At 35.5% G+C, this 13025-nt stretch carries 11 protein-coding genes; 3 read left to right on the top strand and 8 right to left on the bottom strand.

Features of this window, described 5'->3' with window-relative positions:
- Positions 1–70: 70 nt before the first annotated feature.
- Together QUF99_RS04390 and QUF99_RS04385 are read right to left on the bottom strand one after the other, a co-directional pair.
- Entirely contained in the window at positions 71–1321 is a 1251-nt protein-coding gene (locus QUF99_RS04390) for a multidrug effflux MFS transporter (protein WP_483298588.1), read from the bottom strand.
- 147 nt (positions 1322–1468) lie between these two features.
- Positions 1469–3187 (bottom strand): DUF3981 domain-containing protein, encoded by a 1719-nt coding sequence (locus tag QUF99_RS04385; protein WP_289374562.1) that lies wholly within the window; start codon positions 3185–3187, stop codon positions 1469–1471.
- Between the two features lie 136 nt (positions 3188–3323).
- On the opposite strand from QUF99_RS04385, the gene QUF99_RS04380 reads away from it, so the two are divergent.
- Positions 3324–3638, top strand: coding sequence for a hypothetical protein (locus QUF99_RS04380; RefSeq protein ID WP_289368773.1), 315 nt, complete (start codon positions 3324–3326; stop codon positions 3636–3638).
- Between the two features lie 252 nt (positions 3639–3890).
- Here QUF99_RS04380 and QUF99_RS04375 read toward each other — a convergent pair whose 3' ends face one another.
- The 5 genes from QUF99_RS04375 to QUF99_RS04355 all read right to left on the bottom strand — a co-directional run bounded on the left by QUF99_RS04375 (position 3891) and on the right by QUF99_RS04355 (position 8903).
- Positions 3891–4439 carry an MFS transporter gene (locus QUF99_RS04375; protein WP_289368772.1) on the bottom strand — a complete coding sequence of 183 codons (549 nt, stop codon included), beginning with the start codon at positions 4437–4439 and terminating at the stop codon, positions 3891–3893.
- Positions 4436–5872, bottom strand: a complete 1437-nt coding sequence (locus QUF99_RS04370) for an FAD-binding oxidoreductase (RefSeq protein ID WP_289368771.1) — start codon at positions 5870–5872, stop codon at positions 4436–4438. The genes QUF99_RS04375 and QUF99_RS04370 overlap by 4 nt, the downstream gene beginning before the upstream one ends.
- 491 nt (positions 5873–6363) lie before the next feature.
- A complete protein-coding gene (locus QUF99_RS04365; RefSeq protein ID WP_289368770.1) occupies positions 6364–7230 on the bottom strand; it encodes a DUF4097 family beta strand repeat-containing protein in 867 nt (288 codons plus the stop codon).
- Positions 7231–7282: 52 nt separating this feature from the next.
- Positions 7283–7987, bottom strand: coding sequence for an ABC transporter permease (locus tag QUF99_RS04360; RefSeq protein WP_289368769.1), 705 nt, complete (start codon positions 7985–7987; stop codon positions 7283–7285).
- On the bottom strand, positions 7980–8903 hold the full coding sequence (locus QUF99_RS04355; RefSeq protein ID WP_289368768.1) for an ABC transporter ATP-binding protein: 924 nt from the start codon (positions 8901–8903) through the stop codon (positions 7980–7982). Before QUF99_RS04355 ends, QUF99_RS04360 begins: the two co-directional genes overlap by 8 nt.
- Positions 8904–9065: 162 nt before the next feature.
- On the opposite strand from QUF99_RS04355, the gene QUF99_RS04350 reads away from it, so the two are divergent.
- Together QUF99_RS04350 and QUF99_RS04345 are read left to right on the top strand one after the other, a co-directional pair.
- Entirely contained in the window at positions 9066–9785 is a 720-nt protein-coding gene (locus QUF99_RS04350; RefSeq protein WP_289368767.1) for a response regulator transcription factor, read from the top strand.
- A complete protein-coding gene (locus tag QUF99_RS04345) occupies positions 9776–10879 on the top strand; it encodes a sensor histidine kinase (RefSeq protein ID WP_289368766.1) in 1104 nt (367 codons plus the stop codon). Before QUF99_RS04350 ends, QUF99_RS04345 begins: the two co-directional genes overlap by 10 nt.
- 223 nt (positions 10880–11102) lie before the next feature.
- On the opposite strand, the gene QUF99_RS04340 is transcribed toward QUF99_RS04345, so the two are convergent.
- A complete protein-coding gene (locus QUF99_RS04340; RefSeq protein ID WP_289368765.1) occupies positions 11103–12605 on the bottom strand; it encodes a malate:quinone oxidoreductase in 1503 nt (500 codons plus the stop codon).
- Positions 12606–13025: the final 420 nt, after the last annotated feature.

The following is a 13025-nucleotide window of genomic DNA, read 5'->3' as shown; positions in this document are numbered from 1 at the left end:
AACGATAAAAAACCGCAACATTCTATAAGAATCGTTGCGGTTTTTTATTTTACTGCATAGGAGGCGTCATCTATGCCTCTATATTATGATTCTCTCTAAGTACTGCCTGCTTTTCACTACGTTTTGCCATAAAAATATAGCATAGAATGGCGCCCACTTCACAAAGAGCAATAATAATTCCCATAGGCAGTGCTGTATGGCTGCCCCCAATCCCAACTAAAGGTGCGACAAGTGCACCAGAAATAAACTGAAGCAAGCCGAGTAAGGCAGAGGCTGTTCCTGCAGCTTGTTTTTGATTTCGCATTGCTAACGAAAATCCGGTTGTGGATACAACTCCCACACTCGATACAACGAGAAATAAAGAACATAAAATGCCAATTAGTCCTGCCCCTATTACAATCATAAGGAGTAAGGAAATACCGCCAACAGCAGCAATACCAATCCCAGCTATAAATAATTTTTTCTCATCCACTTTCCCTGCTAAGCGTCCGGTAACTTGGCTTGCAATAATGATACCGATGCCGTTAATTGCAAAGAACAGACTAAATTCTTGGGGAGATGCCCCGTATATATTTTGCAGAACAAATGGTGATCCGGAAATATAGGCAAACATTGCGGCTGTTACTAAACCTTGTGATAAAGCATAACCCATAAACAGGCGATCCTTCAGCAGCTTACCATACGTTGATAATGTTCCGGTTAAACCACCTGTTTCCCTCTCTTCGGGTGGCAATGTCTCTCGCAAAACAAAAGTAGATGATATCAACATGAATATACTTATCATGCCAAGAACAATAAACACACCGCGCCATGATGTAATTTGCAGCAATTGTCCTCCAATAATCGGAGCTAAAATAGGTGCCGCACCATTCACTAACATTAATAGTGAGAAAAACTTCGTCATCTCTGAACCTGAGTATAGATCACGTACCATGGCACGTGAAATAACGATACCAGCTGATCCTGAAGCTCCTTGCAAGAAACGCAAGAGGACTAAACTCCCAATGGAAGGTGCAACCGCACAAAGTAAAGAAGATGCAACATAAATGATAAGAGCAATAATAAGTGGTTTGCGTCTTCCATAAATATCACTAATTGAACCGACAAACAATTGTCCAACTGAAAGTCCCAATAAACAAGCCGTTAAACTAAGCTGAGCAAGTGAAGCGCTTGTCTGCAAGTCGTCCGTTAATGTAGGTAACGAAGGTAAATACATATCAATGGATAATGGTCCAATTGCCGTTAACGTCCCTAATACAAGAATCATCCATAACCTGTTTACTTTTACAGGCTTATATACATCGCGATTAATCTCATTCAACGATCTCAACCATCCTCTCTCTTAATTTCATAAAATGAACCTATCGTTTTAATCGTAACAATTATAGTTACAACAATATTCCCACGTCAAGTATATCGTACTTCTCTGTACGGCTAAAAGAAAAAAAGCGATAGAATATCTATCGCTTTACTTTTTCAAGTTACCATTTGTAAATTTAGATACAGAAGACATCGTTTCGCCAGTATCCAAATAAGTAATTTGAATTTGATCTCCCACTTCTGTAAACATCGCATAAGGGAAATCTTTTGCTGAAATCATAAATACTTTTTGCTCATTTTCTAATAATACAAAAACAATCGTGTTTTCTCCTGATTTCTCTTTATAAACACGTTGTACAACGCCTTCTTTTTGTGCTTCTTTTCCACTCGAAGTTGGACGGAATGAATCACCACTTCCAGTTAGCACACTTTTATATTTTTCAAGCGCTTCTTTTTGAGTTGAACCTGTCGCAAATACCTTTGCATTAGAAGCATAGATAACCGTATGAGCACGTACTAAACCTCCATCATCAATAACAGGAACAATCCACGAAGGTTTGCCATATACGTTATAAATAACAGGCATTGTTCCATGCCATTTCTCTCTCTTAAATGAATTATCCACCACCTCTGTCGCAGCGGAACCATCCATAATTCCTTTTACTTGCTTCCCATTATAATACAATAATGTTCCTGTACGTGCATCCACTAATGAGTAACCTAAGGCCGAATCCACACCTTCTTTTGGTGAAGTGAAATCCGTAAAGTAATACAGTTTTCCATCCTTCCCAAAGATTGGCGTTACCCCTTCCTTCGTTCCCCATTCCGTTGGGAGCTTCACATCACTTTGCGAAAACTTCGTATTCCAAAAACCATGTATAAACTTACCGAAATACGTGTTTAACGTAGAGGCTGTTTCGTGATTTAATACACCATCGATAAATTTCGGTGCTTGACCTTTACCATATCTTTTCACTTCACCTGTTTGTGCATCAACGACAACAACGCCTTCTACTTCAAAGCCTGAACGACCTGAAATAAATTCACCATACGTCATCGTATAATATGGCTTTCCTTTATCATCTACCTCAAACTTCGGTTTCCCTTTAAAGATTAAATTGGGTTCTGCTTTTCGAACAACACGTTCTAAATTGTTACCAAAAAACATGCTCGGCACATATTTCATTTTATAACCAACATGCAGTTTCGCTTCTGCGTCAGAATTTGTACCAGACATCGTCACATAACCCGGAATTGTTTCTGCCTTGCGCGCTTTAAAAAAGCCAGAGACTTCAATAGGAGCGACATATAACGCTTCCCCATTCACCATTTGTGGTGTGAGTTCTCCTAATTCAAAATACGCCACTTTCGGAATATCACCAAATACTTTTTTCATCTTATTTTCTGCTGTTTTGGGCGGGACCGTAAATGGTTGATCATTTTCTGTAAATGGCTCTGAAATATCCTTTTCTTCTTTTACAACAGAATCATATTTCTTTTGCGAGATTACTATATCATGTACATAGCCAAAATATCCGTATGATACTAGCAAAGCAAGCATCACAACTGCTTTCAATTGAACTTCCAATCGCCCTCTCTTTTCTTGAGAAAAGAGGACAACTCCAATTAATACCGCGATAATGACTGCATAATGCGTAAGAATAGAATCTACACGATCATCAATTAACCAGAAATATTCATAGATTACGATACCAACCCAAAATAAAATGGGAATGACAAGAATTGGTGCTGATTTTCTCTTTACAACCTTCTCAGCTCCTCCTGCTTTCACAGTACGAAGCGCCCCACCTCTTTTTTTCCATGGAATCAAAAATAAAGTAAGAACGGCTAAAACTAAAAATTTTATCAAGGGCAATGCTCCTTCTATTGTATATTTTCTTTCAGTATACCAAATAAGGATTAATAAGGTAAAAATGGAAAGAGGAATCAATATATAATATATGAACGACACACAATAAAACATAATTAAAGGAGAATAGAACTTGATAAAACATATACTCAGTTTCATTCTTGGAACAATTGTTATATTAATTGGTTCCTTTTGGGTCATCCCTTCCACTCTCGAAGCAATTGATAGCAACGTAAGCCATATTACTCATGAAAAAAAGTATTTTAGTAAGCTATATGAATATGATATTAACCTTTGGATGATTGCACACCTTATATTTTTCATTTTTTGTATAATTACTTTTCTTATATCTAAGTTACCTAATTATAAGAAGAACAGAAGTACTCATATAAAAAAATATAGTCATACAAATCAGCGTAAAAAAGCAAAGAGACGACGTCGTAAATAATTGTTTTTTTATAAAACAATATACATATTTCATTTTGGATAACATAAGAAGAAAACTGTGATACCCGTTATTGTTTTATTTTTATTTACGATCGCCCTAATGAGTATGGCTGGGATTATGCAGGAGATTTCAAGAATTCATATGTAAATCACAAACAAAAATACCCTACTAAGAGGGCATTTTTTAATATATAAATCAAACATTGATATAACCAATAATGTCTACATATTAAATAACTGGTAGCTATTGCTATCAGTTATTTATTCCTCGACTATTTTCTCTCCAAAGTACGATACCACTCACCATATATAAAGCAGAAGCAATATAAAAGATAGTACCAATCGTTAAGAAATCCACCAAGTATCCTGTTGCAATGATGGCCACTGCAGCTCCGACCGATGTCCACACATGATACTTTCCGATTTCGTAACCCGCTTCCTTACTTTCTACTTTTCTTGCAAGCGACGTTTTTTCTGTATTTCGTTGTATAGCACCTAAACAACCCATTATAATTTGCAGAATGTAAACATGCCAAACTTCTGTCGCAACAGGAAAGCACAGCATCATAATCGCCATGGACCAAGCATATAAGATTAATAGCTTTCTATCCCCAAATCGATCCGAAACCTTCCCAACTAGTGGATAGACAAGTGCTGAAGCTAAGGCAAATAAACCATATGCCCAGCCAAACTGTGAAAAACTATCTCCTACATTGCGAAGCAATAATACGTAAAAAGGAAATACCATACTACCGGCCATCATAATAAGACTTTGTGAAATTATAAACTTTCTATATGTCATTCACCGTACTCCTTATAAAATAGATTCACAAATCGTTCTTGCGGATCATATTCTCTCTTTTTCTGGAAGAATTCATCTATACGTGGATATGCTTTTTGCAATTGCTGCTTTGTTGGATAAGAATAATACGGAAGGTAATAACTTCCCTCATACTGCAAAGTAACATCTATCATCTTTTGAATTACTTTTTTTGTTTTCTGCACTTCAGTCTTAGAACGCCCTTGATTAATAAGAAGCACTAACGCAAACATATCATCTTTTGCATACGACAAAACCGCATTCTCGTTTTTTTCCACATAACGAACAGTAATATTAAGAAGATTTAGCTCCTCATTTTCTAGTACTTTTCGCAAATCATCTATATAGGGGGAAAAATTATCGACAGGTACAAAGTATTCTTGTAAAACTTCAGTCTGATTCGGATTTTCATATTCCATAAATGCACTATCCGATCGCATCACATTATTTCGCGTTTCATAGTTTCCCTCTGTACGTTCAAAATAACTCTCTTGTATATTCCAAAACATGTTCTTTCCCCACTCACTATATCGTGATAAACCAAGGAAGAATTTTGGTACAGCTATAATCTTTTCTTCCTTTAAATCACTATACTGTCCTCTCTGGTCTTGATTCTCTGCAAACACGTAATCTGTTACATACATCTCTTTCAAAAACGAATCGGGAGCTACAGAGATACGCGCTAAATGCATGCGAATATTCTCATTGTTTTTCACTTGTTGTCGAAAATAAGAAGTATATTCCTCGTAATCTAGCATTTTCGTATGTATTTGATATAACTCATCGTCTGTTAACTTAAGTGTCACATCTAAAATCACGCCAAATAATCCATATCCCCCCATAATAAAGGGAAATAGCTCTGCATTTTCTTCTCTACTTACATTTTGGATTGTACCGTCTGCCATTAATACCCTTAATGAATCTACCGTATCTATAAGTGCTTCATTCCTAATATCACGCCCATGCACATTGACACTCAAAGAACCGCCAACGGTAAAAATATTTTGGGATTGCATCACCTGCACTGCAAGACCATATGGATTAATCTTCTTTTGAATGTCATTCCATGTTGCACCACTTTGCACACGTATCGTTTTCTGCTTTGAATCAAATGCTAATATCTTATTATAACCTTTCATATCTAGCACCGTTCCGTTCGGATAATACGTATGTCCACCTTGACTATGCTGCATCCCTGCAATTGAAATCTTTTCATCTGACGCATTAGCATCTTGAACCAATCTTTGCAATGAACGCTCGTCCTCTACATTTTCAACCCGTTTAATCTTTGTAGGAAGCAATCTACCTACATCCCCGATAACAGGATGAGCTAATTGCTTTGTATATGTATGTACAGATGCTGCTAGTAAAATTGTATATACTACAACTGCAATAGTTATTTTTCGTTTTTTCAACGCATACTCTCCTTTTTAATTAGGTATACAATATAGAATCTTTATTCACATCATATCGAATTGAAAATTCATTTATGTCTGTATTGTACCCTTTTCTAATAGGAAGGGATCTCCTGGAATTTATAAAGTGAAACTTTAATCAGTGAGGGTTTTTCCATCCCCCACCGATTATTAGCCCTCATCAATCGGGCCTTTACGGGCAGGATAAAATACCTTTATTTAATCTCTTTAATTCCTCTTCGATTCTTTCTATATAAATCCATTTTTATTTTTCGACATATAAGCCGCGGCTATGGATAACAAAAGGTGACCTGCACTCGTTTTCTCTCTTTGTTTTCACTTCGCATGGGGCAAGAAAAGGATCTGACCGCTTCTATGCATGGCCGGATGCTCTCTCCCGCCTAAAAAAAGGGGTTTATGTCGGTTTTTTAATTTGTATTTATATAATTCAATCCTTTTAAATGGAAGACTATGCATAATCAACACGCGCGCTATTTTATATTTATAGTTCCATCTTTGCTTAAGAGCTCCAATTTATTTGATGCATCACCAATCGTACCTTTTTTCGATTTTTCAGTATTCGTTTTTTTCTTAAAGCCATCTAAATCAACTGTTATATCAGATGAATCACTGTTAGCAGTAAGCGTTAATGAAGTAGGAGCTTCTTTATAAGATACAGCGATATCTCCTGACTTTGTTTCTACAAATAATGACTTTCCTTCTTTTGCATCTTTGATCGATACTTCGCCATCTGTTGAAGTAATTTTCATCTTAGGACTAGTTACACTTGTAAGATAGTTATCACCGGTATTGGAAGCTACAGTTAATTCCTTTAACGAACTATTTTTCAAACTTAATTCCCCATCTCTTGAGGTAAACTTACCTTTGACTGCTGACAGTCCCTCAATTTTTCCAGCACCAGAGTCGTTTGAAATTACAATGTTTTTAGTCGTCACATCATTCATTTTTATATCACCAAAGCTATTATTCAATGTAATCGTATCAACTTCATTCTTTGGGATAGAAATATAGATCGTACCTTTCTTTCCAAAACTGAATCCTTCGAACATTCCCTTTTGGTCTTGCTGATTAACTTCAATTTTTTTCCCATCATTTTTAATTGTTACAGGATCGTTCTTCTTGTCTTTTTGTTTTCCTTCAACTTCGATTATTATTTTTTTTGATTTAGTATTTTTGAACTCAATATCCCAAGATTCGTTGTTTATTTCTACTTCTTCGATACGATCTACTTCAAAGGATTTTGTTTTTTCAAAACTCTTCGCCCCTACTCCTTTGATGCTAAAAACTAATCCACCAATTACAATTAATACAGTAGAAGCTAATATAATTTTTTTCAATTTTATTCCTCATTTCATTTTAAATTTGAATATTATTCCACTTTTGCTTCATTTAGGAAACATCGATTTTGTCAACTTTATGATAAGAAAGATAGCCAATTATAAGACCGAATAGACAGAATGCAATTGGTACTCCAATGAATTCGAACAAACTAACCGAACTACCGCCATTCGAAATAGTTGAGTTAATCAAAAATCCAATTAATACAGCTGATGTAATTGTTGTAGCAGTTGATTTTTTTCTCATACCAAAATATAAAGGAATCAGGCTTACCCCAGCCATCATAAATGCGTGAATACAAGTAATTGGAACTGTAGCAATCATTTCATTCATACTAACAGGTGTTTCAAAGAATCCTATAATTGGATTTAAGAAGAAAGTTAACATACTGATAATAAAAGTAGTAATAATTATGCTGAAAAAACAAAATCCAAAGACAATTGATAACTTAGCTTGAAGTAATTTTTTCCGTTGTCGTGGATAGGTAAACACTAATTGAATCGTTTTGCTCTTGTATTCATCAATTACTAAACGTGATAAAATTACACTTGAAAAAATTATAAATGTTATTCTAATAAGAATATTCGTTAAAGACATGAATCCCGCATAATCTAGAAACATTTGCTCACTCTCACCTTTAGAACCCAGCGCCATAAGACCGACAGCAGCGAAAATTCCTACAATACAAATTGCTAATCCTTTAAAATAACTAGATAAGTGATGTTTTTGCCACTCTAGTTTCATAAGTTCAAACATGTTGATCGCCTCCATTAATAAGGTTTAAGAAGTACTCTTCTAAATTGTGTTGTTTTTTTTCAATTCCGTTTACGACGACTTCATTCATAATCAATTCTTTATTGATTTGATATTGAGAAATTTCTTGTTCAAAAATTCGAATAATATTCTTGTCTACTATTTCATACTTTTTGATTCCTAATTTATCTTCCAGTACCTGTGTCGTTTTTTTCAAATTGTCTACTTCGACTTCAAGATATTCGACATTTTCTTTTCTGATTTCGTCCATTTTTACTTCTTTTATGAATTTCCCATGATTAATAATGCCGATAGTATCTGCTATAGATTCAATTTCTGAAACAATATGACTTGAAATTAAAATGGTAATTCCATATTTCTCTTTTAAAAGTAATAGAAGTTCGCGAATGTCTTTAATACCGATTGGATCAAGTCCATTGATAGGTTCATCAAGAATTAGAATCTCCGGTTTTGTAACAATCGCCCGTGCAATCCCTAATCGTTGCTTCATCCCTAAAGAAAATTCATGAATTTTTTTATTTTCCACATCTTTAAGACCAACAATTTCTAAAGCTTCATTGATCGCTTTTTTATCATGATAGCCAATGTATTTACAGTGAAAGTCTAAATTCTCCTTTGCTGTTAACCGGTCATAAAACACTGGGTATTCAATGATGCTGCCTATTTTCTTTAAATATTGATAAGATGTTGGTAAAACAGGCTGATTTAATACTACGATTTCACCAGAAGATGGTTTTACTAAATTTAAGATCATCTTCATAATGGTTGTTTTTCCAGCTCCATTCGGGCCTAAAAAACCATAAATTTCTCCTTTGTTAATTTTCATATTGACATTAGAAACTGTTTCATTCCCCTTAAATGTCTTTCTTAACTTATTTATTCGAATAACCGATTCCACTCCTATCCCCTCCTGAGTTCATATTGTCATGTTACAATAAGCTTAATAAATGAAAGTAAAATCAAAGTAAACGCTATGGAAAATTCTTGTAATATTTTTATTAGAGTAAACATATTCAGAAAATAAATTGATATGATGAGGGTGAAATGGGGGATGATCAAAATGGAATCTGCAAAAATATTAGCAGTAGATGATGAAATTGGTATATTGAAATTACTAGAAATCACACTAAAGAAAGAAAACTTCATTCATATAGACACCGCATCAACGGGCAAAGGTGCACTACAACGTATTAAAGAAAAAGTATATGATATTATTTTGCTCGATATTATGCTCCCAGATATAAGTGGATTTGAACTATGTACGGAAATGCGAAAACATACAAACACACCTATTATTTTTATTAGTGCGCGTTCTACAGACTTCGATAAATTAATGGGGTTAGGAATAGGTGGAGATGATTATATTACAAAACCTTTTAATCCTTTAGAAGTCATTGCTCGAATAAAAGTCATCCTTCGCCGCCAAAAAATGTATGAAAATTCACAACAACAGGACACTTTATACGATTATGACTACTTTACTTTTAATCCTGAATCCGCAACATTAACAGTGCAAAATCAACCCGTAGAATGCACAGCAAAAGAGCTGGAGTTACTACATTTCTTTTGCAAAAATCCTAATCGTATATTCACGACTGCTCAGCTCTACGAATTCGTATGGGGAAATGATGTTTTTGGAGAAGAAAAAACCGTCACTATCCATATATCCAAGCTACGGAAAAAACTTGGTGATGATACACGTAAACCAAAAATCATTGTAAATTTACGAGGAATTGGCTATAAACTCATCCCTCCAAATGAAGCGTTTATATGCGAATAAAAACTCGATTTACTTTCCATTTAGCATTAGGACTTGTTCTTTGGATGCTTGCGACTGGTTTCGGCATTGTCATTATTATTGAAGGCATTCTGCCATTGTTTGATATCATTTTTAGTACAAATGATGAAGGTTTGCTCTCGGCTTGGATTTTTGGTATTAGCACAATTATTTGTATTGGCTTGTTTGGATGGTATTTTGGTGGTCCGATTGGATTCATAATGGCCTGGATTCATCAACTCTCACAAGAAAACTACGAGCAACCTGTAGATTTGCAAAAAATTTATACCCGAAAAGGAAAACTTCGTATGCGTTACCTTCTGTATCAGGAGGTACTTCAACACCTCCAATCATTAGCTGTAAAATTACAAGCTGCTGAAATAGAAAGGGAAAAAATAGAGCATGCCAAACAAGAGTGGATTGCTGGTATTTCTCATGATTTAAAAACACCTTTAACATATATCAAAGGTTACTCAACACTTTTATTGAATGATGAGTATGAGTGGTCAAAGGAAGAAGTTTATTCGTTCATCCAAGAAATTGATGATAAAGGAAAACATATGGAAGAATTGATTCAAGACTTAAGCCTCGTATTACAGCTGAATAACACTGACGGTGCGTTACCTTTAAACAAGACGAATCAAGATTTAGTCGAATTTACAAAAAGGGTTGTTGCCAGCATTAGTCATAATCCACAAGCAAGTAACTATAAACTACACTTTAAAACGGATACACCTGTAATTAACGTTGAATTTGATCATAAATTCATGCAGCGTATTTTACAAAACATTCTAATGAATTCAATTTTACACAACCCTGAACATACTGATATACATACACAGCTTTCTGACAATGGAGAAAATGTAGTTATCCACATTATGGACAATGGCGTTGGCATGTCCACTCATATGATAGAAAATCTTTTTCAACAATATTATCGTGGAACAACAACTGATTCCTCCTCTGATGGCACTGGACTTGGAATGGCAATTGTCTATAAACTTGTTCATGCTCATGATGGTACAATCTCTGTTGAGAGCGAACTTTCTAAAGGGACATCATTCAATATTATATTGCCGAAAAAAGGACGTTCATAAGACAATAGGTCTTAAAACGTCCTTCTCTTATTATTTAAAATTCTTCAAATGGCAAGAAATGAACAGGGTACATTGGCAATTGTTCGAAGCCAATTTTTTATTTTATCTCCGTTTTTTTCAATCATTGCCTTTTCAATCCCCTCATCATAGAAACAATTGTCCATTGATGAAAAATGTTGCTTAAACTTTTTTATTAAATACCTTTGTTTCTACATCCAAAGAATTAACTATAGACCAGTTCTTTTTCGCTCAGATCAAGTATCTGCGCTGTTGAAGTATGAATTTCTTGGGAAAGCTCTGGGTTTTCCACTAGTGACACACCATGAGAAGGAATCATTTCTTTTATTTTCGGTTCCCACTCTTTCATATGTTGTGGGAAGCATTTTTCTAATACCTCAAGCATAACGTGAACGGCAGTAGAAGCACCCGGAGAAGCACCGAGCAATGCAGCTATCGAGCCATCAACGGCACTAACAACTTCCGTACCAAATTGAAGTGTTCCTTTACCGCCGGCATCAGTATCTTTGATAACTTGCACACGTTGGCCCGCTACCGCTATATCCCAATCCTCGCTTTTGGCGTTCGGAATAAACTCGCGTAATTCTTCCATGCGCTTTTCATTCGATAACATAACTTGCTGGATCAGGTATTTTGTCAATGCCATCTCCTTTACGCCTGCCGCCAACATAGTGAAGACATTATTCGGTTTTACAGAACCTATCAAATCAAAATTCGAACCAGTTTTTAAGAACTTTGGTGAGAAGCCGGCAAACGGCCCAAACAGCAATGTTTTCTTGTTGTCGATATATCTTGTATCAAGATGCGGAACAGACATTGGAGGAGCACCTACCTTAGCTTTACCGTATACTTTTGCATGATGCTGCGCTACAACTTTCGGATTGTTACATACCATAAATAGTCCGCTTACCGGGAACCCTCCAATATGTTTTGACTCAGGAATACCGGTTTTTTGTAGTAAAGGCAGACTTCCGCCTCCACCGCCGATAAAGATGAATTTTGCAGTATGGTATTCGATTTTACCGCTATCAATATCATGCACTTTCACTTCCCACGATCCGTCGCTAGTACGTTTAATATCCTGGGCACTATGCTTGTAGTTTATCTCGACGTTTTTACTCTGTAAGTGGTCAAACAACATGCGTGTTAAAGCACCAAAGTTGACATCCGTTCCAGAGTCGATTTTTGTTGCCGCTATCGGTTCATTCGATGTACGGCCTTCCATGATAAGCGGAATCCATTCCTTCAGTTTTTCAAGGTCATCGGAAAATTCCATTCCTTGAAACAGGTGATTGTTTGAAAGCGCTTCAAAACGTTTTTTCAAAAACGTTACATTTTTCTCCCCTTGTACTAAACTCATATGAGGTATTGGCATGATAAAGTCCTGCGGATTACGAATCAGATTGCTGTTTACAAGATAAGACCAAAACTGTCTTGAAAGCTGAAACTGTTCATTAATTTTTATAGCTTTGCTAATATCTATAGATCCGTCAGATTTTTCGGATGTATAGTTAAGCTCGCACAGTGCAGAATGGCCCGTACCCGCATTATTCCATTCGTTAGAGCTTTCTTCTCCTGCGTTTGCGAGTTTCTCAAACACTTTGATTTCCCATTCAGGTGCTAACTCTTTCAGTAATGATCCCAAAGTCGCGCTCATGATTCCCGCACCAATTAAGATAACGTCTGTTTTTTTCTGCATGTTGCTCATGATAATCTCTCCATCCCCTATATTGGCAAAAAAGAGTAGGCGCTTCTGCCTAAATGTCACAAAAAGAAAAGCGCCACCTAGGCCCCTACCTAGGAATACATCTTTTCTGTCTCAATTATAACCATATCATAGTCTATTATAATAATTTATAGATGAAAATATCTAGTATTATCTGATAATTTTAAACTACTTAAAGCTGGTAAAAAGCGGAAAATCCGTCTGCAAGGCCTTAGGAACACACAATAACCAAGGCCTTAGCTGTAGGTTTAAATTAAAGTTTGATCAGAAATATTGTATGTACCTTGATTTTACGACAAACCAAAAGAATCCATTTTGAAAAAAGATTGATCAAAATGGAGTGACTGATTTAATTAAGTATGTGATTTTTATAAAAAAGATTGATCACTTTTAATGCTTGTT

It is taken from the genome of Bacillus sp. DX4.1, assembly GCF_030348195.1.
Taxonomy (GTDB): Bacteria; Bacillota; Bacilli; order Bacillales; family Bacillaceae_G; genus Bacillus_A.
Note: the sequence above shows the minus strand (reverse complement) of the source record. Positions and strands in the feature narration are given on the sequence as shown.

What these genes read in the sequence shown, in the direction of transcription:
- QUF99_RS04375 (WP_289368772.1), bottom strand. Translation starts at nt 4,439, where the DNA reads ATGACATATAGAAAGTTTATAATTTCACAAAGTCTTATTATGATGGCC.
- QUF99_RS04360 (WP_289368769.1), bottom strand. Translation starts at nt 7,987, where the DNA reads ATGTTTGAACTTATGAAACTAGAGTGGCAAAAACATCACTTATCTAGT.
- QUF99_RS04350 (WP_289368767.1), top strand. Translation starts at nt 9,066, where the DNA reads ATGGAATCTGCAAAAATATTAGCAGTAGATGATGAAATTGGTATATTG.
- QUF99_RS04345 (WP_289368766.1), top strand. Translation starts at nt 9,776, where the DNA reads ATGCGAATAAAAACTCGATTTACTTTCCATTTAGCATTAGGACTTGTT.
- QUF99_RS04340 (WP_289368765.1), bottom strand. Translation starts at nt 12,605, where the DNA reads ATGAGCAACATGCAGAAAAAAACAGACGTTATCTTAATTGGTGCGGGA.